The 24,229-nt window shown below is 49.7% G+C and carries 17 protein-coding genes; 5 read left to right on the top strand and 12 right to left on the bottom strand.

Annotated elements, in window-relative coordinates:
* Nucleotides 1-21: 21 nt before the first annotated feature.
* The 8 genes from fba to DW677_RS08420 form a co-directional block, all read right to left on the bottom strand.
* Nucleotides 22-888 (bottom strand): class II fructose-1,6-bisphosphate aldolase, encoded by an 867-nt coding sequence (gene fba, locus DW677_RS08455; protein WP_117515719.1) that lies wholly within the window; start codon nucleotides 886-888, stop codon nucleotides 22-24.
* A gap of 143 nt (nucleotides 889-1,031) precedes the next feature.
* Nucleotides 1,032-2,519 carry a threonine synthase gene (gene thrC, locus DW677_RS08450; protein WP_015552275.1) on the bottom strand — a complete coding sequence of 496 codons (1,488 nt, stop codon included), beginning with the start codon at nucleotides 2,517-2,519 and terminating at the stop codon, nucleotides 1,032-1,034.
* A 505-nt stretch (nucleotides 2,520-3,024) separates the two neighbouring features.
* On the bottom strand, nucleotides 3,025-4,998 hold the full coding sequence (locus DW677_RS08445) for a TRAP transporter permease (protein ID WP_117566898.1): 1,974 nt from the start codon (nucleotides 4,996-4,998) through the stop codon (nucleotides 3,025-3,027).
* A 92-nt stretch (nucleotides 4,999-5,090) separates the two neighbouring features.
* Nucleotides 5,091-5,552, bottom strand: coding sequence for a DUF1850 domain-containing protein (locus tag DW677_RS08440; RefSeq protein WP_158553043.1), 462 nt, complete (start codon nucleotides 5,550-5,552; stop codon nucleotides 5,091-5,093).
* A gap of 35 nt (nucleotides 5,553-5,587) precedes the next feature.
* On the bottom strand, nucleotides 5,588-6,631 hold the full coding sequence (locus DW677_RS08435; protein WP_117470541.1) for a TAXI family TRAP transporter solute-binding subunit: 1,044 nt from the start codon (nucleotides 6,629-6,631) through the stop codon (nucleotides 5,588-5,590).
* Nucleotides 6,632-6,850: 219 nt separating this feature from the next.
* Nucleotides 6,851-7,948, bottom strand: coding sequence for an NAD(P)H-dependent oxidoreductase (locus tag DW677_RS08430; RefSeq protein ID WP_347473095.1), 1,098 nt, complete (start codon nucleotides 7,946-7,948; stop codon nucleotides 6,851-6,853).
* Between the two features lie 193 nt (nucleotides 7,949-8,141).
* Nucleotides 8,142-9,404 carry a lactate dehydrogenase gene (locus DW677_RS08425; protein ID WP_117566895.1) on the bottom strand — a complete coding sequence of 421 codons (1,263 nt, stop codon included), beginning with the start codon at nucleotides 9,402-9,404 and terminating at the stop codon, nucleotides 8,142-8,144.
* Between the two features lie 152 nt (nucleotides 9,405-9,556).
* A complete protein-coding gene (locus tag DW677_RS08420) occupies nucleotides 9,557-14,410 on the bottom strand; it encodes a cytidyltransferase-related domain protein (protein ID WP_117566893.1) in 4,854 nt (1,617 codons plus the stop codon).
* Between the two features lie 385 nt (nucleotides 14,411-14,795).
* On the opposite strand from DW677_RS08420, the gene DW677_RS08415 reads away from it, so the two are divergent.
* Together DW677_RS08415 and DW677_RS08410 are read left to right on the top strand one after the other, a co-directional pair.
* Entirely contained in the window at nucleotides 14,796-15,188 is a 393-nt protein-coding gene (locus DW677_RS08415) for a transcriptional repressor (protein WP_117515722.1), read from the top strand.
* Between the two features lie 111 nt (nucleotides 15,189-15,299).
* Nucleotides 15,300-15,842 carry an NADH peroxidase gene (locus DW677_RS08410; protein WP_021904452.1) on the top strand — a complete coding sequence of 181 codons (543 nt, stop codon included), beginning with the start codon at nucleotides 15,300-15,302 and terminating at the stop codon, nucleotides 15,840-15,842.
* A 369-nt stretch (nucleotides 15,843-16,211) separates the two neighbouring features.
* Here the strand turns inward: DW677_RS08410 and DW677_RS08405 are convergent, their stop codons facing one another.
* Entirely contained in the window at nucleotides 16,212-17,099 is an 888-nt protein-coding gene (locus DW677_RS08405; protein ID WP_158553042.1) for a LysR family transcriptional regulator, read from the bottom strand.
* Between the two features lie 149 nt (nucleotides 17,100-17,248).
* Here DW677_RS08405 and DW677_RS08400 point away from each other — a divergent pair, with 149 nt between their 5' ends.
* The 3 genes from DW677_RS08400 to DW677_RS08390 are packed head-to-tail and all read left to right on the top strand — an operon-like array spanning nucleotide 17,249 to nucleotide 20,548.
* Nucleotides 17,249-17,977, top strand: coding sequence for a creatininase family protein (locus DW677_RS08400; protein ID WP_015552267.1), 729 nt, complete (start codon nucleotides 17,249-17,251; stop codon nucleotides 17,975-17,977).
* Between the two features lie 45 nt (nucleotides 17,978-18,022).
* Nucleotides 18,023-19,369: a sodium/glutamate symporter gene (locus DW677_RS08395; protein ID WP_117483812.1), complete on the top strand. Its 1,347-nt coding sequence runs from the start codon at nucleotides 18,023-18,025 to the stop codon at nucleotides 19,367-19,369.
* Nucleotides 19,370-19,372: 3 nt separating this feature from the next.
* A complete protein-coding gene (locus tag DW677_RS08390) occupies nucleotides 19,373-20,548 on the top strand; it encodes a M20 family metallopeptidase (RefSeq protein ID WP_117483811.1) in 1,176 nt (391 codons plus the stop codon).
* A 137-nt stretch (nucleotides 20,549-20,685) separates the two neighbouring features.
* Here DW677_RS08390 and larC read toward each other — a convergent pair whose 3' ends face one another.
* The 3 genes from larC to DW677_RS08375 form a co-directional block, all read right to left on the bottom strand.
* The gene (gene larC, locus DW677_RS08385) at nucleotides 20,686-22,104 is read right to left on the bottom strand and encodes a nickel pincer cofactor biosynthesis protein LarC (protein ID WP_117566891.1); all 1,419 of its coding nucleotides are present in this window, start codon (nucleotides 22,102-22,104) and stop codon (nucleotides 20,686-20,688) included.
* 106 nt (nucleotides 22,105-22,210) lie between these two features.
* Nucleotides 22,211-22,996 (bottom strand): nickel pincer cofactor biosynthesis protein LarB, encoded by a 786-nt coding sequence (gene larB, locus DW677_RS08380; protein ID WP_117566889.1) that lies wholly within the window; start codon nucleotides 22,994-22,996, stop codon nucleotides 22,211-22,213.
* Between the two features lie 265 nt (nucleotides 22,997-23,261).
* Nucleotides 23,262-24,155 carry a fumarylacetoacetate hydrolase family protein gene (locus DW677_RS08375; protein WP_117483808.1) on the bottom strand — a complete coding sequence of 298 codons (894 nt, stop codon included), beginning with the start codon at nucleotides 24,153-24,155 and terminating at the stop codon, nucleotides 23,262-23,264.
* Nucleotides 24,156-24,229: the final 74 nt, after the last annotated feature.

Below are 24,229 nucleotides of genomic sequence, written 5' to 3'. Positions count from 1 at the left end.
TGATAATGCAAGCTAAACGGCTTAGTCAGCTTTTCCGACAGAACCGAATAACTCCATTTTTGTCTTTACGGTCGCTTTGATTGCTTCTGCACCCGGGGCAAGAAGTTTTCTCGGGTCGAATCCCTTTCCTTCGAGATCCTTGCCTGCTTCGATGTACTTTCTTGTAGCGTCTGCGAATGCGAGCTGGCACTCGGTATTAACGTTGATCTTTGCTACGCCGAGGGAGATCGCTTTCTTGATCATATCTTCCGGAATACCGGTACCGCCATGAAGAACGAGCGGCATATCGCCAACCTTTTCTTTTACGGCTGCAAGTGTCTCAAAGCTTAAGCCCTTCCAGTTTGCCGGATATTTTCCGTGGATGTTGCCGATACCTGCTGCTAACATATCAACGCCGAGGTCAGCGATCATCTTGCACTCGTTCGGGTCTGCACACTCGCCCATACCGATAACGCCATCTTCCTCGCCGCCGATCGCTCCAACCTCTGCCTCGAGGGACATTCCCTTTTCCCGGCAGATACGGATCAGTTCTTTTGTCTTCTCAACGTTCTCTTCGATCGGGTAGTGAGAACCGTCGAACATGATGGAGGAGAATCCAGCATCGATGCACTTTAAGCATCCCTCGTAAGTACCATGGTCTAAGTGAAGAGCTACCGGAACAGTGATCTTCATCTCTTCCAGCATACCGTTTACCATACCTACTACGGTCTTAAAGCCTGTCATGTATTTTCCTGCGCCCTCTGAAACACCCAGGATAACCGGGGATCTCAGTTCCTCTGCTGTCTGCAGGATCGCTTTTGTCCACTCAAGGTTGTTGATGTTGAAATGTCCTACTGCGTACTTGCCGTCTCTTGCTTTCTCAAGCATTTCTTTCGCTGTTACTAACATATAGGCCTCCATTTGAATCGTTATTTTGACAGAACAGCCTGTCCCGCCGGATCTGCCGTCTGTTTCCATTTATATGCGGAGCAGACGCCATCTATTCCCAACAGGTACTGTTGTCATGATAATTTTATTATAACCGATTTACCCTACTTTGAAAAGGTTTGTTTCACAGTTTCTTCCATTTCCTCCGGCTTGCACTGGCGGTTGTGGAGGATCTTCGCGTCGCGGATCTCCTCGATGGCCTGCGGGATCTTCACGCCGGAAATGCGCTCCATCTCATCGATCAGGGCGAACTCATCGGCATCCTCTTTCTTTCCGAGGACTGCCTCCATAACGCTTCTGGAGAACTTGTACGGGCTTGCTGTGGACGCGATCACAGTCTTTGTGGTATCGCCGGTCTTCGCCTTATACTGCTCGTAGACGGCTGCTGCAACGCCTGTATGGGTGTCGATCAGGTATCCGGTATCATCGAACACTTTCCGGATCTCCTTCGCATTCTCTTCCATATCTGCGTAGCCTGCGGCAAAGTCCTTCATGAATTCCTTCATGTCCTCAGTGATCTCGTATTTTCCGTTTGTGGAGAGCTGCTCCATCATCGCCTTTGTCTTTGCGGCATCTCTTCCGCAGCTTAAGTAGAGCAGGCGCTCTAAGTTGCTAGAGACGAGGATGTCCATGGACGGGGATGTGGTCAGGATGAACTCACGGTTCTTATCGTATGTGCCTGTCCGGAAGAAGTCATACAGGACCTTATTGTCATTGGACGCGCAGATCAGCTTACCGAACGGAACACCCATCTGTTTTGCGAAGTACGCTGCCAGGATGTTTCCGAAGTTTCCGGTCGGAACTACGACGTTGACCTTCTCATTTTTTTCGATCTCACCGTTTGCGAGAAGCTTCGCGTAGGCGTATACATAGTAAACGACCTGTGGAACAAGGCGGCCGATGTTTATGGAATTTGCAGAGGAAAGCTGGAATCCCATAGCATCCAGTTCTTTCGCGAATTCTTTATCGCCAAAGATCTTCTTTACACCTGTCTGGGCATCATCAAAGTTTCCTTCGATTCCGACTACAGATGTGTTTGCGCCCTTCTGGGTCAGCATCTGAAGCTCCTGAACACGGCTTACTCCGTTCTTCGGATAGAAGACGATGATTCTTGTTCCCGGAACGTCAGCGAATCCGGCCATAGCTGCCTTTCCGGTATCTCCGGATGTAGCGGTCAGGATCACGATTTCGTTCTTCGCATGGTTCTTCTTTGCAGCCGTTGTCATAAGGTACGGCAGAATGGAGAGTGCCATATCCTTGAAAGCGATCGTCTTTCCGTGGAACAGCTCCAGGAAATACATGCCGTCCGCCTTTGCGAGCGGTGCAATCTCCTCTGTGTCGAATTTCTCATCGTATGCATGGGAAATACAGTATTTCAGTTCTTCTTCCGTGTAATCGGTCAGGAACTGTTTCATAACTGCGTATGCCGTCTCCTGATATGTCATTCCGGCAAGCTCGTCCATCGTCACGTCCAACGTCGGGATGCGCTCCGGAACGTAGAGACCGCCGTCATCTGCAAGTCCTTTTAACACTGCCTGGGATGCTGTCACGCCAGTCTCCCCGCCGCGGGTACTTCCATATAATAATTCCATCGTTTTTCCTTCCTCTCTTTACGCAGATACAGTGGTAAACTTTACGGAAAGTGTAGCATACTTTAATGTTGCTTGCAAGATAAAATCAATGAAAACAGGGATCTCCTCATACACAAATATTCCTCACAAAAGTCTATTTTTTATCTCTATTTTATACTGGAGTAACTATCAATTTTCTCCTGCCTATGATATATTCGTCTCGTTACCCACTCCAATCTGGTGACAGAAAGGAGGTGTAAATTTGGATTATGTTTTTTCTTTTATAGTTGCTGTCATGGCTGGTGTGGTGTGTCACTACATCATCAAATGGTTAGACAGTAAACTGGATCGGTAACTAACCTGTAGATGCTCAACTACATAAAACGAGAAGAAACCCCTCAGAGATGCCGCTCTGAGGGGTTTCATTTTGTGTAAATTTGAACTATGTTCTATTTCTTTCTTAGCCATTATATCATATGCAAATTTCCTTTGCAATATACTCCGATATAACTTTCATCCATTTCTTCTATGCCACAGCCGCTTTCTTCTTTTTCATGATCTGCAGCGCCGCTGAAATTCCGACAAGAACGATGCCGACAAGGTCAGTCACGGTTCCAGGAATGATCAGGCAGAGACCGCCGATGATCGAGAGAAGCCGCTCGATCACGTTCAGGTTTGCAAACATGTAGCCTTCAAGACCGGCTGCAACACCGAACAGACCGATCAGGGATGTTACGATGATCGTTACAACACCGAGAACGCCTGTATCGATAAATAACATTGCCGGGTTAAACGCGAAGATATACGGTACGATGAACGCTGCGATCGCAAGACGGGATGCGTTTAACGCGGTCTTCATCGGGTTGGATTTCGCGATCGCGGATCCTGCGTAAGCTGCAAGAGCAACCGGCGGTGTGATATCTGCTACGATACCGAAGTAGAATACGAACATGTTGGCAGCGATCTTGTTGATTCCCATACCGTTTACGAGGATCGGTGCACATGTGGTAGCCATAATGATGTAGTTTGCAGTTGTCGGAACACCCATACCAAGAACGATACAGGTTAACATAGTAAGGAATAATGCTACGATCACGCGGTCACCGGCAACGCCGACGATTGCGGAGATCAGGAGCTGTCCAAGACCGGTCATTGTTACGACACCGGCGATGATTCCGGCAACGCCGCAGGCAACAGCTACGGAAAGTGTATTCTTACCGCCTGCCTCCAACGCGTTGATGAATCTTGTCGGGTTCATTCTTGTTTCTTTATTCGGCATGCTGACAAGGATTGCAAGGGCGGTAGCGATGATCGCTGCACGGGACATTGTGTAGCCCATCATAACCATTGCAACAAGGGCAACTAACGGAATAAGAAGATAACCCTGACGGACAAATAACGGTCCGAATTTCGGAAGCTCATCCTTCGGGATACCCTTTAAGCCAAGTCTCTTTGCCTCAAGGTGTACAGTAATGAAGATACCTGTGAAGTAGAGGAGTGCCGGGAAGATCGCTCTCATCGCGATCTCGCCGTACTGAACGCCTACCATCTCAGCCATTAAGAATGCGGCGGCGCCCATGATCGGCGGCATGATCTGTCCACCGGTGGAGGAAGCTGCCTCAACGGCACCTGCGAATTCACCCTGATAACCGGTCTTCTTCATTAACGGGATCGTTACGGAACCGGTCGTTACTGTATTACCAACGGAGCTTCCGGATACCATACCGCAGAGAGCAGAGGAGATAACCGCTACCTTTGCCGGTCCGCCTGTGGAAGCGCCTGCCAGAGAGTTTGCCAGCTGGATAAAGAATTCAGAAATACCGGTCGCCTCAAGGAAAGCGCCGAACAGGATAAACAGTGCGATATACGTGGAGCAGACACCAATCGGAGTACCGATAACACCACTCGTCGTATAGAACAGGTTGTAAACGATGGACTTTAAGACTACCGCGAAGGCTCTGCCCTGTCCAAGTCCGTTATAAAACGCGTAACCCACAAAGAATGTCGCCACACAGAGGATCGGAATACCTACAACGCGGCGGCATGTTTCTGCTAAAATCAGGATACCGATCACGCCAACGATAACCTCTGTCTGGCTGATTCGTGTCGCGTGGCCGATAATTGTTTTAAAGTTAAATACGAAATAGAAGTAAGCACCGGCTCCGAGTACCATAAGGATAATATCGTAGATCGGAACGGAATTCTTTTTTGAGCTTCCCTTTTTCATCGGATATACCAGGAATGAAAGGATAATTACAAAACCGACAAACAGGGAACGTCTTACACGCTCATCCCAGTTTGCAAACAGGTTCATATAGAGCATTAATACTGAAAACGCTGCCAGAAGGAAACGAATGACCTGCTTCGGGGTGCCTTCCCAGATTCGGGTATTCGATTCACGGTCGTACTTTTTCATGATGGCTTCGACATCTTCGGCGGTGCCGGTCTCCACATCAGCCACCGGAGATGTGTTGACTTTCATGTTGTCTTTCTCTGCCATACCAATCCCTCCTTTATATTTCGTTTCCGGCGCTGCCCCTGTATACCCCCTATACAAACAGGCGCCGGATATGTCCGAAACTCTTTTAACGCTTAGAATCCTTTATGTTCACAGGAGAACTCTACTTTGCTGTTTCGTCCGCAGAGATCCCTCAAACTGATTTCTTTTCCGTGAAGTGTGAGTGTGTGGTCGGAGACCGTACCCACAATATATGAGAGATACGGCATTTCCTTGTCAAACCCGGAAACAACCATCTCCCCGTTTTCATCATACGTAAGCGTCTGCCCATCCTCGATCTCTGTCTGCACGCCCGCGCCGAAATTATTGTAGATCGTGCGGATCACGTAGATCTTGTGGTCGCGGATCTCGTAAACGTCCGTCAACGGATACTTATTTACCGAGTGGATGAACGTTACAGAAAACTCATCCCCCTCTTTTACCCGGAAGCGGGCATATTCTGCGTTTGTGTCTCCGTTCCTCAGGACCAGATAGTCTCCGCTTCGTAAGGTATAGGCAAGAGTGGCAGCAATAATTGCCGTGATTATTGCTGCCACTGTAAAGAATCTTACTTTCCTGTTTTTCAAGGTAATTACTTGATTGCTCCTACTTCCTTGAAGTACTTCTCAGCACCCGGATGGAACGGAACAGAAATACCGGAAACCGCATATTCGAGATCAAGCTCTTCGCCCTTTGCATGTGTGGAAGCGATCTCATCTTTGTTATCGAAAATAGCCTTTGTGAGGTTATAAACTGTTTCTTCGGAAAGCTTCGGGGATGCGATCAGAGTAGCTTTGATAGCAACTGTCTGAACATCATCGTCAACGCCCTTATAGGAGCCGCCCGGGATTGCGTATGTTGTGTAGAACGGATGTGCATCCGCAAGCTTCTTCGCATGCTCGTCATCGATCTCAAGAAGGTTGATCGCGTTTGTTGTAGCGAGCTCTACGATCGCTGTTGTCGGTGCGCCTGCTGTACAGAAGAAAGCATCGATCTTGCCGTCTTTTAACGCATCTGCGGAATCACCGAATCCGAGGTTGTTGACCTGGATATCATCGAAGGAGATGTCATAAGCCTCGAGGATCTGACGTGCGTTGAACTCAACACCGGAGCCTGCGTCACCAACGGATACTCTCTTGCCCTTTAAGTCAGCGACAGATTTGATATCGCCGGAGGATACGATCTGGCAAACCTCAGCGTAGAGGGCTGCAACTGTTGTGAAATCTTTTGCTGCGCCTTCTTCTGCGAAGAGGTCAGTTCCGTTGTAAGCATAGTCCATAACGTCGTTCTGTACGATCGCGAGGTCTGCTTCACCGTCGTTTACAAGGTAGATATTTGCTTTGGAAGCACCGGTAGACTGAACGTTAATGTTCACTCCGATGTCTTTGCTGTTTAATACATTCGCGATTACACCACCGAATGCGTAATATGTACCGGTGGTTCCGCCAGTACCCATTGTTAACTTCTGGGCATCACCACTCGGGGCTGCTGCGGCTGCTGTTGTTTCAGCTGCTGCTGCAGTAGTGTCAGCTGCGGCTGCTGTTGTCTCTGCCGGTTTGCTGCCGCCGGAACAAGCGGTCAGTACCATTGCACAGGATAATGCGAGTGCCATTGCTGCGGAAAATCTCTTTCTCATATCTTTCTACCTCCTTTTTCTGTTCCTTTGCACAATGTTTCAGCAAAGGAAGCTTACGAACATATTATACATCTCTATTGTTACTTTTGCAACAAATATTAGTAATTTTTGTAAACGTCTGAAATCTTTCAGCTATTCGTTGCTTTTCTCATAATTGCAGTTGTTCACTTCCGTGATGTAAAGTTTTGACGCACAATTGCTTGAAATTCAAAAATTGTATCAGCTATTTTGTGTCTCTTTTATCAGTATATGCGTCATTTTTTCGCTAAATTCCTTGATCCTGTCTTCGATACCCGGAAGCTTCATGGCAGCACCGGCGTTGTTGGCTGTCTCCATCATGCAGAAATTGCCCGGGAGGTAGAAGGTCTTGTTCATATTGAGGGCTGTTACGAGCTGCCCAGCGAGAAGGTCACTGCCGGAATAGCCGGATACGATAATTCCGAACAGGGCTTTGTCGTAGAACCGTGTGGTCCGGAACAGGGCTGTCAGGCGGTTGATAAACGCCGTCATATTCGCGGACAGGGCATCGTTGTAGTTTGGACAGAGGAGCAGGATCGCGTCAGCCCACTTGACCGCCGGGTAGATATTTTCCACCATGGCTCCGCCGTAGAAGCATTTTCCCTGCTCACCAAAGTGCAGGCACATCTGGTATGGACATCCCGAACAGTCCACGAGAGTGCCGTTTCGCAGGTTGATCTCCTGGATCCTGATCCGTTCATCCAGGCACTCCTTTACTTTCTGCCAGATCGCCAGGGTATTGGAGGTCCTGTGGTTTGAGGCGTGAAGGACCAGAAGGTGCGATTCTTCTTTCGGCTGCCATGTTTCTTCCAGAATTTGATGCGCCAGGATCGCAGCGCTCTTTTTATAAGCGCCGAACCGATCGGTGTTCATATTGGCAGCCTGGATCAGGTAGTTATCGAGGGAGGCGGTTCCTTCCACCAGCGGGCGGCCGACAAAGGCACATCCGGCGCGGTTTGCCGCCACCGCAAGCTCTCTTGCCGTCGCTTTCGTGTAGAATTCGCTCTCCGCGTCGATGATCATCCCAGCAGTCGCCCCCGCGAGGACCTGGTCACCGCCCCGCAGCCAGGCGAGAACTTCGTAGTAACCGCGGTTGATGCCATTTCTCCCAAGTGGAACTGCAAACAGGAGTCTGCGTCCACGATATTTGAAGGGATCCTGCTCCAAAATTTCCATATCTTCCACGATCTCGGCATCGATCCCGTCAAGCGCCGCCCTCAAAACCTCGTCCATACGCGACCGTTCTTTCTCCGGGCCTCGTTTTTGCGGATATAGAACTAACAATCTGTCACTCTCCATGATGTATCACTCTCCCTGATAAATCTGCTTCACTCAATATACATGATCACTGATATTTTTATAACAACGGCTTTCCATCCTCAACACGGCACATATAAAAATCCCGGCAGTTCTCCCCGACATACGGGAAACCTGCCGGGACAAATCAGATCAGCATTTTTCTATATTCTAGCCTTCGCCGCAGAAACAACCTCTACACGATCTTCGCAAGATTTTCAGCCGCGAACACGATCCTCTCATACAAAGCGTCCGGCAGCGCCAGTGCCTCCGTCTCGAGGCCATGTTCTGTATAGCGGTTCTTCACGCCCATGTAAACGCCGCCGAGAAACACGGAACCGCAGTGCCACTGCTTTCTGAGCGTCATCAGGATCGAGATCGCGCCGGATGAGAACGCCGGGGCAACGAACGGTTTGTAGCCGATGGCGCGCATGTGGAGGTTTGCGGTGACGGTGAGGTTTGTCAGTTCTTTTGAGAGCTCATCGTTGTAGTTTTCGATGGAATCCGCGATAACGAGATCCTGTCCGTGCGGTCCGAAGGAACGGCCTTCCGTCAAAAACTGCTTAAACCTCGGATCACGTTTTGCATAATATGCAGCTCTCGCATTCATAACACCGAGGCCGAATCCCTGTATCTGCTCCGGGAGAAGTCCCATCCAGTCGTACTCTCCTGCCTCATTCTTGTTGCTCTCAAGGAACGCGGTCTTCGCAAGCGGGTCCACCGGATCGGAGACGGCGCAGAATAAGCCCTTAAAGTTCTTTTCTCTCGCCATCTTCGCGTAATGTCCGATGATCTTTGAGTTGTTCTCGAACTGGTACATGCGGACATCCTTGACACCGGAACCGACCGGCGGGATTCCCTTTGAGGCCACGAATACGAACACATCACAGTCAAAGAGGTGATCCTGGTCCACAACGTCCACCTCCGGCATCGCGTCATAGTCCCACGGATAGGCGATCTGGTTCTCCTCAAACTCCCAGCGGGCAGTCACCTTGTCGGAGATATCACAGATTCCGATGGAGGAGATCACATCTCCGCCGAGAAGATGGAGACCTGTTAAGAGCATGCTGCCCACATCGCCGATCGCCAGAACATGGACACGCTTTTTGCCCTCTTTCGGCTTATATGCCAGGATCTCCTCAAATTTCGGGTGGGACGCGTTTACCGCGCGGAGTGTTCCGGCATCGAGCTGCGCGAGGAGATCCGCCGGGAGTTCCCTGGTCTGTCCGTCGTATGCGGACGCATTTAATCTGTTTGTGTTTAACCAGCTGACATCCTCACACTCTGCGAAGAGCTCTGCCGGATGGTTTACGAGAAATGATGCGCGGCGGCTGCCCGGTTCTCCGGTAAAGAGCCAGGTGAGCGTTGTCCCTGCTGCCGGTTTCTCCGTTTTTTCATATGGCAGATCGCCGTGCGCGGACGCGCAAAACATGTCTCCGATTTTATAATAGGTTACCATAATTTCATTCCCCCTGATTTCCATATTTTACTGCCATGCACCAAAGCCATTCAGGTCTGCCGACCTTACGGCTTTGATACACAGCCCACGATTATCGCAGATCTTCCTTTTAAGCCCTCAGCCTCTCGAAATTCCAGACGGCGTTCAGCATTTTATCCCTTGATCAGAAACTCTTTCATCCTCCACAGCGTCTCCAGATCATTCTCCAGATATACTGACGCCGCCAGGTTCTCATCATACTCCATACAGCTTCCCTTATCCGGGCAGAGCGGCAGGATGACGGCCTCGGAGAGGCGTGAAAGGGTAAGGTTTTTCGCGTACATTTTCCGGTATTCCGCTTCAAGGACCTGGAAAAGATCCCTGGAATTCTCGATACAGCAGGCCGAGAACTCCACAAGCGCCTCCCGGCTGCAGCCGGAAAGTCTCGGCGTCGCGTAGGGCAGAATCATGTTGATGGACGGCTGAAGTCCCGCAACCTTCATCTCCTCACGGCGCACGGTATCGCCACCGATAAACGGATACAGTGTAGACTCCACGAACCACTGGCGCAGGTTCGGCATCGAGTAGATGCTCTCCACCGGCACCTTCAGGCACTGCATCAGGTCGCGGCCGTAGCCGGACAGGACGCCCACGACGACCTTCTTGATCGGGATCCCGTCTTCCCTGAGCTGCGGAACGAGCACCTGGAGCCGGTTCGCCGTGTGGACGAGGTCATCCACCAGGATCACCGGCCGATCGAAGGACTTGATGGTCTCGATCTGGCTTTTTAACGGTGAGTAGTACGGGAACGGCTCGATCGTAAAGCTGTTCAGATCCGGCTCATAGACCTTATCGGTATGCAGCGTCTTCGTCACCGTATTCGGCACAACCTTTCCACGCAGGATCTTACCGAACGGAACGCACATGTTCTTTCCGAGTCTTCTCGGCACCAGCGGCTCTCTCGGAACATCGTTGAGCGCCGTGATCCGGTCCACAAGACGATGATACATGATGCCGGATGACAAGGACAGTACAAGATTTCCCGGATACAGCTTCGTCATAGCGATCTGAAGCTTTTTGTGGTTTTTCTCCACAGCATCCAGAACCGCCGGATTGCTGGCAAACGGCTCCTTGATCGTAGTATCCAGGTTATGCAGGAACATTAACGGCTCATGCATGTCGACCATGTAGATCGTCCGCTTGTCGTTCTCGTCCGCCATATGCGGACGGATAAAGCCCTGTCTCTCCAGCACGTACACGACCTCTTTCGTCGCTGTGCCGCGCTCCGCGACAAACAATGCGAAACTGTAGTTTTTCTCCAACTCTTTCGCCAGCACTTCAACGAGAAGCTGCTGCGGGGCATCGCGGATCACCCCGCTGTCCCCGGTGCCATCCTCTCTCGCATAGATGCCTGTGATCAGAAGGATCTCCCGGCTGCTCTTTCCGCGGACCAGGTTTGCCAGCTCCATGTCCTTTAAGACGCCGAACAGATCCTCGTTTCCGATCTCCCGGTAGCTCACAAAGCCCGCCGGGCGCTCACCTTCCACGGTATTTCTTAAGATCAGCAGGCGGTCATTCTCCACCTGGATCTTTGTCAGGATCGCCTGGGCGTCCGGATGTCCGTAGAGAACAGTGTTTCCAAGCTCGTCCAGTACCTCACGGTCCCTGCCCGCCGCGTTCTCGAAGGCGATAGCTTTCGCCCGTAAGATCGGCTTGAATTCCGGCTCGCGCAGGTACATGCCCTTGTGGTAAATGTATTCCTGGACTACCGGGTCGATGAGGCTGGAAATATCGCGGTGGTTATCAATATTTTCACGGATCTTCGTGGAGCTGATATCCTCCAGCTCCTGCGGGAGCTCCAGCTGCACGACTTTTCCGGTGATCTGCTCGTAAACCTCCGTCGGGTGTGCCTCACCAGGGCGCCGGAAGACGATGTGGTTGAAGGAATGGATGGAATTCTCCTCCGGATCCTTCTTGTAGGAGCTCGCGTTGTGGATCACGTCGGATCCCACAACGATATAGAGTTCTTCCGTCGGGAACATCTCCTTCAGCCTCCGCAGGTCCGCCGGATTCGCGATATTTACCGGCGTGTTGTCCGGGAATAAATGGACATAAAACTCGTCCGCGATGGACATGTTTACGATCTGTCGGCGCACCAGATGCGGCTGGGTCTTCTTCGACCAGGAAAACTCATCAATGGCAAGAAATACGGTAAATCCGAGCTCCTGGATCTTCTTTGCGATCTCCTTGTGGGATAAGGTAAACGGGTCGAAGGTTCCCGGGAAAAATGCGATCTTCTCCCGCGTCCTGGTCTCCACCAGACCGCCGAACAACTGGTAGTGGGCGATAAAACGGTCGATATGGGACAGGGTCGCAGCACGGTAGTAGAGACTCAGCTCGCCGCCCTTATTCTCATTTAACAGGAACAGGAGTTTCTTTGCGCAAAGGGAGAACATCCTGCTCTTGTCCCGCTCCGCAAGGATCTGTGAACCGAAAATATGCTGTCCGATGACAAGCAGTGCCTCCTGGCGGACCTGCTCCCGGTAGTTTGCAAGACAGCTTAAAATCAGGCCGAGAAGCTTCATGCGGCGTTCTTCCGATACTTCCTCGGACTCATGGAAACGGACGGTATACCGCGAATAGCACTCCAAAAGGACTCCTAACGTATCGAGGGCAACGGACACGATCCTTTCGTTTCCGTTCGCCAGCAGGATGTGCAGTCGCTCGATCATGTCATCAAGCTGTTCCGGCGGCAGCCATAAGGCGAACTCGCCGAGGTATTCCGGAATGTATTTGGAGAACTCGTACTCTCCCACTTCCAGTCCCTTTAAGAGTTCCACCGCGATCTCGTTTCTCTGGTCTGTTGCCAGCAAATGGGCAAGACGCAGGAGCGCGCGGCCCGCGTCATGGCGGACACCAACCTGCTCGCTGACTTTGATCAGGTTGGAAAAATGGGCACAGATATGGAGAAGGTGATCCCGCTTTCCGTGATCTACCTGATCTGCCAGAAGCTTGATGTTTACGGATTTCAAGATCCACGGAGTAGCGGATTTTAAATTTTCAAGGAAGATATCGCTGACCACATCATGTCCGTATAAGACTTCCCGCTGGGCGGTGGTGTCCAGACGCAGGTTCGTATAGATCCGGTACTGTAAGAATAACAGCGTGATCGTCCTCGGATTGATCCGGTGTGCCGCGTCGCAGGCGATCTCGTAGCAGGCGCTTTCCGGCGGTACTGCCTGAGTCAGGATCTTTAAGACACGGACGGCTGCGATCTGTACCTTCTCATCCGGGTCATCCATATGGCTGATGGCAAAGCGGATCAGCCGTTCCAGACGGCTGCCCTTGCTGCAAAGATCCAGGGGCAGGGAGAAGATACAGTCTAATAAGTAGAATACCGGATCGCCCACAAGGCGGTGATGTCCGTCAAACCACTTCATGAAGACCTCGAACAGCTCTTCCCGGACCTTCTCCGAGCTCCGGTCCATGGCGGATACCATGACAAATTTCAGAGAATTCTGAATTCGGTTCTTCTGCTGCAGGGTCAGGCGGTAATCCGGGCATACGAGCTGTCCAAGACACTCCTCCCAGAGCGTCAGTGCCGTCTTAGCGTCCGGATCCGGCATATTTTTCGGCAGCTCTTTCCGGTATCCGGCGTTGAAATCTGCGAACATTTTTCCGATGAGCGCCGCCGCCTGTCTCCGGATATCGCCCTCACGGTTTAAGAGGAGCTCGTACAGGAAGCTGATGGTCTGCTCTTTCTGGCGGTGGTTCAGGTGGATCGAATATTCGTTGAACATGTTTAAGTAGGCGCGGACATTCTTCCAGTCTTTTTCGCTCCGGGCCGCCTCCAGGATGTTTCCGAACTGGCGCTCGGTGCCGAGACGATGCATCACGTCGATGTTATGCTCGATTCCCCAGAATACGAAGGAGCGGACCACCTGTTTTCCGGTCTGTACGACAATATCTACCGGCTGCTCCGCCGGATCCGGGTTTCCTGTCAGATCCACATCCACGCCTTTGGAACGCATGTAACGCTCGAATTCGTAGAGGCGGGAGTAGACGACGCGGTAGCGGTTCCGTTTTGCCTCATCCACATTGTCAAGCTTTGACAGGATCACATCAAAGGAATCTTTTAACGTGTAGATCTTCGTGATCTCGCGGCCATCCTCGCCGCGCATCTGTTTTACGCGGAAATCGGCGTAAATCAGAACCAGGGACTCCACAGAGATATTGTCGAGCTCCAGATCCCAGGTGGAATGGTTCGCGGCGATGTGGCCGATTCCTTCCATATTGTAGGCGGTAAACCACTGGTTCGTATAAAAATAGTGAAGGTACGGAACCCGCTCATCCGGCTTACAGCCAAATTTTCCGAGGTCATGTCCCGCTGCTGCGCCCGACGCCAACGCCAGGTCAATTGGCACCCCCGCCTCATAAAGCCCCCGGGCTGCCACCATCGCAACATAGTGGACACCCGCGATATGTCCCAGCGTCTCGAACGGGGTCGCCTCACGGTTTAACCGCATCATCTCGTATATGTACTGATCACGGAACTCACGGATAAAGTGGGCATACTCACCGGCACGCTCAAAACCGGCATATTCTTCTTCTGTCAGAAAGCGGAAATCATCATATGGATCGAACGGCAGAACCTTCCGTTCTTCATCAAAGAAGTACTGGAGAACATTCAGGAAATAGAGCGCAGACGGCGCATAAGGAGCTGCGGACACAGCGAAATCCGCATCCGGGTACAGAATGTGGGTCGAATATTTATAAGCGAAGGAAAGCCATCCCTCCTCCGGTTCATTGCTGAGTTTTTCCATATCTACGCGGCAGAATTCCAGAATCTCCGCGCAGGAAAAACGTCTTGTTACCGGGAATGCCTTCTCGAAGATCACTTCCCAGCGGTCTTTATCAAAGAGCTGCTGCATGCTGCGGCGGCTGAGACCGATCTTTTTTAAAAATTCTTTGTCTGACAGACGGTTTCCAAGCTCTGTCACAAGGTGGCGGATGTGTCTGTTATACATGGATATACCTCCGTTTCGTGGGGTTTTGAGGACGGATCGTACAGAAATTCTGGTCCTGCTGCCGTAGGGACTCCCGTGCCAAGCAGGGAATATGAGCAGCTTTGAAGAACAGTTTTCCGGCTGCCTTCAATTATAAGAACAGTATAAACACTTCTTAAGGTGTTTTCAAGGAATTTTCCTACAGATTGTACGCAGTTAAATACATGTGTTTTGGCGCTGAGATCAGCTGTTTTCAAGGAATTTGATTTCATGTATGATCTGAGCAGTTTTAAAAAAATTTTATCACTTCATACTTGACAGTGGATATCTCTGATGGTATTATGTTGATAACAATTATCATTATTATTGTTGTTTGGTCTTTACAAATCCAGAAAGGAGGTTCACCATGAAAGCATTAAAATTCAGCCGCCAGCGCGAATCTATCCGGGAGTGCCTGAAAAACCGCAAGGATCATCCGACCGCAGACGCCGTCTATGTAACGATCAGCAAAGAATACCCGAAGATCAGCCTGGGAACTGTATACCGCAATTTAAAGCTTCTGGCGGATATGGGCGAGATCCAGCGTTTTTCCAGCGGAGACGGATCGGAGCATTTTGATTACAACACAGATCCGCATTATCACTTTGTGTGCAAGACTTGCGGAGCGATCATCGATATGCCTCTGGAGCTGGTTCGTGACACTTCGGATCTTCTCTCCGCTCCGTTTCCGGGACGGGTCGATTCCCACACTGTTTTCTTTTACGGCGAATGTGAGGACTGCCGGAAAAAGGAATACTAAAAAAATAAAAATTCTATTGACATTCAGAGTCAATTAGAATATAATATCAGTAACAGTTACTATTATTGATTTCAAAACACAATATTTTATAAATGAAAAGGAGAAAACGCTATGAAGAAATTTGTCTGTTCCGTATGTGGTTATGTATATGAGGGTGAGGCTGCTCCGGAGAAATGTCCGGTATGTAACGCACCGGCTTCCAAGTTCATTGAGCAGAGCGATGAAATGAGCTGGGCTTCTGAGCACGTAGTTGGTGTTGCTCAGGGCGTAAGCGAAGATATCCTTGAGGACTTAAGAGCAAACTTCAACGGTGAGTGCTCTGAGGTTGGTATGTACCTCGCTATGGCAAGAGTTGCCCACAGAGAAGGTTATCCGGAGATCGGTCTTTACTATGAGAAAGCAGCTTACGAAGAGGCTGAGCACGCTGCTAAGTTCGCAGAGCTCCTCGGTGAAGTTATCACAGACAGCACAAAGAAGAACCTCGAGATGAGAGTTGAGGCTGAGAACGGCGCTACTGCTGGTAAGACAGATCTCGCTAAGAGAGCAAAGGCCGCTGGTCTTGATGCGATCCATGATACAGTTCACGAGATGGCAAGAGACGAGGCTAGACATGGCAAGGCATTTGCTGGTCTCTTAAAGAGATATTTTGGCTAATTTCTGAATAAAATAGTTAAAATTAAACTGGAGCGGCTTGAAAAAACAAGCCGCTCCAGTTATAATGAAGACAGAAAGGTACTCGGATATACGTCCGATGCCCTCAGTATGTTATAGTATAAAAAGAACTAGCAAGTTACTGTGGTAGGTAGGATGCTAGTTCTTTTTGTCTCTATGGTTATCGATGTATGACAATGCTGAAAATATAACTAGTAATAATGTTAGGACTTCCATTGTATTCATACGGCTTCACCCCCTTTACAATCAGAGGGCACCAGACATCAGAAACGCATCCTCGCTTTCCGCTCCATTACAGGATAATTTTACCATATAAGTCGACGGATGTCGATTGAACTATTTGGTCACTTTCTAATCGCGTTCTTCTTGCGCATATTTCACATAATCTTCAAAGAATTCCCTCACATGTCCATTTTGGTTCTCTTTATGGCATAAGGCATAAAAACATCTGGAGATATACGGCGGAGCAAATTCTTTCATCTTAATTTTCTCATATCGCACCAGACGCACAAATGCCGGTACAAGTCCAAATCCGAGATTTGCGTTGACCATCATAAGCTTTGTATTATAAGAATTCACATGAATGATATCCCTGAATTTAAACGCTGTTCGGAAATGATCCGCAATCTGTGAAACACTTCCCTCGTACATGGTGATCATAATCTCATTCTTCAGATCTTCCGATGTTACAGCAGTTCGTTCTGCCAACGGATGTTCACGATTCAAAATAATCTTCCATGGCTTATCATAAATCAACTCCATGTCAACATTTTCCACCGGATATCCCGACAGGAACTGATCACTTGTCACAATAATATCGAGCAGTCCCTGCTCAAACCGTTTCAGCAATTCCCGATAACTATACTGCAGACAGGTAATCCGCACATCCGGATGTGCCATAACATACTGGCCAAGAAATGTATCTAAAAGCTCATCTTCATAGATTCCAACACCAATTTTCAATGATCTCGCATATCCCTGCTCCACATTCTGCACCAAACGCACCGTCGATTCATAAACATCCAGAAGTTTCTGTGCCTGAACATAGAACTCACTTCCCGCATCTGTAAGAATTACCTGATGATTGTCGCGATAAAAGAGCCGTACCCCGAGTTCTTCCTCAAGTCCACTAATCTTCCGGCTCATGGATGTCTGCGTCATGTGCTCTTTTTCAGCAGCTTTCGTAAAATTCAAACATTCCGCCAGACTGAGAAAGCATTTTACATTGTCTAAATTCAAACCATCACCTCCGTTAGACAAACTTTTTTTGCATAACACGACACTTTTCTTTCATTTCCATTTTGTACACTCTGATGCTACAATAATTTCATCGAAACCCGGCCGGTTTGCAAGTGAAAACATATGTATTTGTAAAGGAGACTGAATTTATGACAAATTATATCAGAAAAATGAGTGGAAAGCAATATATGAAGCGCCTTGCCGAGAACCCAACCGTCATCATCCCGACTGGCGCGTGTGAGATCTATGGACCGCAGCTCCCAATGGGAAGTGACCTGATCGCAGCTAAAAGAATTGCTGAACTTGTGGCTGAAAAGACCGGTGCGCTGATTGCTCCGACGATTGAAGCCGGCGAATCCTCCGCACTCGCTTCTTTCCCATGCACATTCGCAATGCCAAGAAAGATCCTGGAAGACTGGCTTGACTGGCTTGTCGGAAAACTGATCAAAGACGGGGCCAAGAATTTCGTTTTCATCACAGGTCATGCAGGAAATGTTGATACTGTAAACTACATCGGTAAGAAATATATGAATGAGCATGATATCAAGCTCGTCCAGATCGACTGGTGGAGATTTACAAATGCAAACGGAAGTGATATCTTCCAGTACAGCGGCCAGATGGCTCACGGACACGCAAGTGAGTGCGGCACATCCGTATTTATGTACCTTTTCCCGGAATTAGTAGACATGGACGAACTCTCCAGAGTAGAACCGCTTCCGGCGAGCGAATTCCCGGATTTCATTGGTTTCCAGAGATTCACTGAGAAAACACCGAACGGAACCATCGGCGATGCTACCGTCGCTACAAAAGAAAAAGGTGAAAAGATTGTCACCCGCTGTGTAGACCGAATCGTTTCCTATATGGAGAAAAAATTCTAAGCTTACCCAAAATCACACGCCTTACCTTACAAGGGGGATACTACTATGGCAGAAACCATGACTCTAACAACTGTTTTAATCGATATTTCGACTATCAGTACGCTGCTTTTTGTGGGCTTTCTGATCCGTCAGAAAATACCATTCTTTTACAAATACTATATTCCAACTTCTTTAATCGCAGGTATTTTAGGACTGCTCCTCGGTCCTCAGGTCCTCGGACAGTTCTCCCCGATCCACCTACACTTCAGCCAGTGGATTTCACAGTGGACAAATTTCCTGTTCGCATTTATCTTTACGACATCGTTCCTTGGAACTTCCACCGGAAAATTCGGACGTGATGTACTTTCTACCACCTGTGTAACTGGCGCTGTATTTATGGCACAGGTTCTCGCAGGACTTGGAATCGCTTTTCTCCTCTCCAAGTTCATGAGCAATGTTCCTTACGCAATGGGATTCCTTCCGGTATCCGGTTTCTATGGCGGACACGGTTCTGCCGGTATCATGGGCGGCTGCTTCGCTACTGAAGGCTGGGAGGACGCTACCGGTATCGCTCTGACATACGCAACCATCGGTATGTTCATGGCGGTGATCGGCGGTATGTGGATTATCAACTGGGGCGCTAAAAAAGGTTATACAAGAAAGCAAATGAGTTCCGTCAACCTCGACCAGAAAGATATCACCGGTATCGTACCGAAGGAAGAGCGCAAATCCATGGCAACTGCAATTTCCAGTTCCTCCGTTATCGATCCTCTGGCATTCCAGATGATGATTGTCGGAACAATTATTGCAATTTCCCATATTCTCCGCGAGGCGATCATTAAAGTATTCCCGTTCTGGAGCAAAATCCCGCTCTACACCATGTGCCTGATCATGGGTGCGATTATTGGTATTGCTTTAAGCAAGACAAAATATAGCCAGTATATTGACCGTGGAAGCATGAAACGTATTTCCGGTGTCGCTCTTGAATACGTAATCGCTATGAATGTTGCGACCATCAAATTAAGTGTTCTGGCTTCCTTCCTGGTTCCAATCCTCGTTACTTCTATCGCAATCACCATTCTCACAGCGGTCATCTGTATCATTCTTGCCAAGAAGTGGTATGGAAAGGACTGGTTTGAAATGGCAATGGGCGCTTACGGACAGTGTACAGGAAGTCTGGCTACCGGTCTTCTCTTAATCAAGGTTCTTGACCCGAACGGTGATACACTTGCCGCAGAGAGTGTTTCCGGTTCCAGTACTCTCGGTTCCTTCTGGCAGCAGCCGTATAACACGATCGGCCCTATGCTGATCCTCTCCAGCCCGCTGCTCACGACTCTCGGAACCGCTGGATTCCTCGTCGCATTTCTGATCGTCGGCACCGTATTATTTGGACGCACTGTAAAGAAGGCATAAGTTATGAGTAAAGTAAACGAACTGATCCAACAATATACAAGTGATGCCCTCGAGATCCGGCGTCATATCCACCGCCATCCGGAGCTGTCTATGGAGGAAAAAAACACAACGGAATTCATAAGTCAGCAGCTTCTCAAATATGGCATTGAAATTTCCGATATCCCGTTTAAATCTGGTGTTCTCGGTATTTTAAAAGGCGGGGAGAATGGACATACCATTCTTCTCCGTGCCGACATTGATGCACTTCCGATGGTCGAAAAATCAGGACTTCCCTTTACTTCAGAAAATACCGGAGTCTGCCACAGTTGCGGACATGACATCCATACGACCGCCCTACTGTTGGCTGCACGGGTTTTAACTTCCCTTCGCGATGAACTTAAAGGAACGGTTCTGTTCCTGTTCCAGCCTGCCGAAGAACGCTTAAGCGGATCTCAGATGGTTATTGATTCCGGCGTTTTTGAAAATTATCACCCGGATTTCGCTGTCGGTCTTCATTGCTGGCCGGACATTCCGGCGGGAACCATCGGCATCCGCCGCGGCTCCTTTATGGCTTCCTCTGACACAGTAAAGCTCACGATCCGCGGAAAAGGCGGACACGGCGCACACCCCCACAAGAGCATCGATCCGGTCATGACATCCGCATACATTCTAACGGAGTTACAGACCATTATTTCGAGAACAATCGCACCTCTCGATTCAGCAGTCCTCACCATCGGAAAGATCACCGGCGGTACTGCAGCCAACATTATTCCTGACGAAGTCGTTATGGAAGGAACTGTGCGCACTGTCAGCAACGAGACCCGTGCCCTGATGGAAGAAAAGATCCGGCAGATCGTTTCCCACGGCGCTGCAGCCATGGGGGGAGAATGCGACATTGTTTACCAGAAAGGCGTCCCTGCCGTTGTCTGCGACAACCATGTTGTGGATCTCATTGAGCAGGCGGCTACTGAAGAACTCGGCGCTGACCATGTAGTCACTCTCGCCACTCCATCCATGGGATCTGAGGATTTCTCCAGATACCTTGAAAAAGTTCCGGGCGCTATGTTCCGGATTGGAACAAGAAATGATGATCCGGCATCTTCCCGCCCACTGCACAATGCCGGAATCGTATTTGATGAACAGGCAATTACCTCCGGTGCATCCGTTTTCGCAGGACTTGCGCTGAGATACCTGCATTGACATACCATCTCATACCCCTCCTTCCTCCGGGGCACGGGTGTACGCCAGAAGTTCAGAATTATCCGGACTTTACCTGATACCCCTATAGACGAAGAAGAGCGATCCGCCAGGGTTGCTCTTCTTCGTCTTATTATATTCTATTTACCAATCAGTTTTTTCGCATCCTCTAACGACATCCCCTGCTCTCTCGCGATCTTTGCAAGGTCTTCGTACTCCAGTTTTCCGCGGCATACGCCGTAGCCTTCAGAAACCTTCTCATGGACCACGCCATACGGGGTCTCGTGTTCTTTCATGGTTCTTGTCAGGGTATAGCGTTTGCTGATACTCTCACGAATGCCAAGCGTTGTTGTGTGCTTAAAGAGCAGAGATACCATCTTTTCTTTGTCATTGCAGCGGCACATGCAGGTTAAAAGGATTCCCGGGCGGCTCTTCTTCATGCCGATCGGGATCGTGTAGACCTCAAGGGCACCTGCGGCAAAGAGGATCTCCTGAACGAAGCCGAGGGCTTCCGGAGTCATATCATCGAGATTACAGGAGAGCTCTGCCACTTCACTTCCTGTCTCCTCCGTTTCACCAAGGAGAACACGGACACAGTTGGCACGTTCAAAGTCTTTCTTTCCCATACCGTAACCGATCGCTGAAGTCCGCATGACCGGCATTTCCTTAAATTCTGTCACAAAGTGCTTTAACAGTGCCGCTCCGGTCGGGGTGCAGAGTTCTCCTTTGATGACTCCGCTGTAAATCGGAAGTCCCTGTAAAATAAAGGCTGTCGCAGGTGCCGGAACCGGAAGGATTCCGTGGGCACAATGGACATTTCCGCTTCCGACATGGATCGGGGATGCGATAACCTTTTTCGGAGCGATCATGTGCATTAAGAGGCAGACTCCGGCGATGTCCGCGATCGCGTCGGCGGTGCCGACCTCGTGAAAGTGGATCTCCTCGACAGTCTTTCCATGGACGTGGGATTCCGCCTCGGCGATCAACTGATAAACGGCTACAACATCCGCTTTAACCTCTTCCGGAAGGTTTAAGTGCTCGATAATGTGAGAGATGCCCGCCATGCTGGCGTGATGGTGGTGGGTGTGACCATGATCGTGGGTATGGTCATGTCCGCAATCATGATCGTGGTCATGGGTGTGGGTGTGCTCGTGAATGGTCTGCTCTGCTGCTAATTCTGCCAGTTCATGGGAATGGTGATGTGCTTCATGGCTATGGTCATGATGGTCACCTTCATGGTCGTGGTGATGATCATGGGTATGATGACTGTCTTCATGGTCATGAGTATGATGGTGATCTTCATCATGATCGTGGTGATGCTCATGCCCCTGCAGGTCGACGTCTACACTCTCCTCTTCTTCCCCATGGATCGTCACTTTCATATGCGTCCCGGTGATCCCACACTTTACTGACGGTTCTGCTTCGACGGAAAGCCCCGGAATCCCCATCCCATTCATCATCTTTAAAAACTTCTCTTTATCCGGGCAGATTTCGTAGAGAGATGCCATCAGCATATCTCCGGCAGCGCCCATTCCGCAGTCAAAATATAATGTTTTCATATCAGTTCCACCTCATTTAAAAATTACGCAAATTATTTTCTTGCATTTCGCCCGCTGCTGGCATCTTCCTCCAGCTGCACAGCAGCGCGGACTGATTTTCAAGCTTTTATCCACGCATATGGTTCATCATGCTCGCCAGATACCCGGCTCCAAAGCCGTTATCGATATTCACCACACTGACACCGCTGGCGCAGGAATTCAGCATGGAGAGCAGCGCTGATACACCGCCGAAGGACGCGCCGTATCCGATGCTGGTCGGCACCGCGATCACCGGGCAGTCGGCGAGACCACCGATGACGCTGGCAAGAGCGCCTTCCATACCCGCGATGGCGATGATCACTCGGGCGTTCATGATGGAGTCCATGTGGGAGATCAGGCGGTGAAGTCCCGCGACACCCACGTCATAAAGACGTTCCACCTGATTCCCCAGAGCCTCCGCCGTGAGTGCCGCCTCCTCCGCAACCGGAATATCACTGGTTCCGCCGGTCGCCACCACGATCGTCCCAACGCCGTCTTTTTCCGGGAAGCTTCCGCAGATCGCAACCTTCGCTTCCTTAAAATATTGATATCCGCTGCCGGTCGGATACAGTTCTGCCAACAGCTGCTCCGTCTCCCGGCTCTTTTCCTCGTCAACACGCGTGATCAGGATCGTCTCCTGCTTCCGCTTTTTCATTGCCTCCACGATTCCGGCGATCTGTCCCGGAGTTTTTCCCGCGCCGTAGATCACTTCCGCCGCACCCTGACGCAGCTTCCGGTGGGTATCCAGCTTCGCGAATCCCAGATCATCGTATCCTGCTGCTGTAAACGGCTCTTTCTTCAGCTCCAGAACAGCGTTATCCACAGACAGCTCTCCCGCCGCTACCTTTTTCAACATTTCGCGTATATCTTCCATGTATAATAAAATTCTCCTTTTTCTAAAAAGTGCCGCTGCTCATGTCCGCACCGGCGCAGCCGTCTGCCTCCATCTGAATTTTCAGCCGCTGAAAGCTTCCTTGAATTCCAGGTGCGCGGTACACGGCAACAAAAAGCCATGAAAAGAGCAGCCCGTCCTTCTGACCGGCTTTCTGCTCCCTTCATGGCAACTATTCTGATCTTATCTTATTTTTGCGGCACAGCTCCTCCATGTCTATATCCTGTATCGCATACCGCCCGATCATTTATTCTCCGACCGTATTTCTAAGTGTACCGATTCCTTCAATAATACACTCCACAACGTCCCCGGTCTCAAGGAATTTCGGCGGAACGAATCCCATGCCGACTCCTGCCGGTGTTCCTGTTGCGATGATCGTTCCTGCTTTTAATGTCATGCCCTGTGTAAGTTCACAGATCACTTCCTTGATTCCATGGATAAAGAGCCCTGTATTGGAATTCTGGCGGAGTTCTCCGTTTACCTTTGACTGGATCTTTAACACCGGTGGAAACGCAGTGGTATCCGCAGTCATAATACACGGGCCGAGCGGTGTAAATCCGTCCAGACTCTTTCCGAAATACCACTGCTTATGTTCCGTCTGCACCTCTCTGGCGCTGACATCATTCATGATCGTATAGCCGAAAATATAGTCCTTTACTTCGCCAGGTTTTACGTCTTTTGCGTCTTTTTTGATAATAACGGCAAGCTCTGCCTCATAATCCAGCTGATTTGTCAGATTCTTATGTGCCGGAATGATTCCATCGGGATCATTCGTGCGGTTCACGCGTTTTGAGAAATAGATCGCTTTCTCCGGTTTCTCAAATGCACGTTTTTCAAATCTCGCAGATTCCTCCGCGTGATCCATATAGTTGATTCCCAGGCAGATAATATCCTGATCCGGCTCCGCGATCGGAGATACGACCCGGATCTCGTCCACCGGGGCCGCTCCCATAACATCACCCGGGGCTTTCTTTGAAATATAATCCAGCATTTCCATCTCAGACGGTCCCGCTTCACGGATCAGGTCCTTCATGGACCGATATTCCATTCCCGCAGCAGAAACCGGATAAACCCAGGTTTCATCCTCATTTAATACACCTAAAAAAGATCTTTTGTCTACTTCATATGCCAATAATTTCATAACCGCTCCTTATGGGATATATTTCAGTTCAAAAATCCCGTTACACGTTATTATAGTACAAATCAAAAAGTGAG

The sequence above is a fragment of the Clostridium sp. AM25-23AC genome, assembly GCF_003435125.1.
GTDB classification, from domain to species: Bacteria; Bacillota; Clostridia; order Lachnospirales; family Lachnospiraceae; genus Pilosibacter; species Pilosibacter fragilis.
This window is presented reverse-complemented; position numbering and strand designations above follow the sequence as displayed.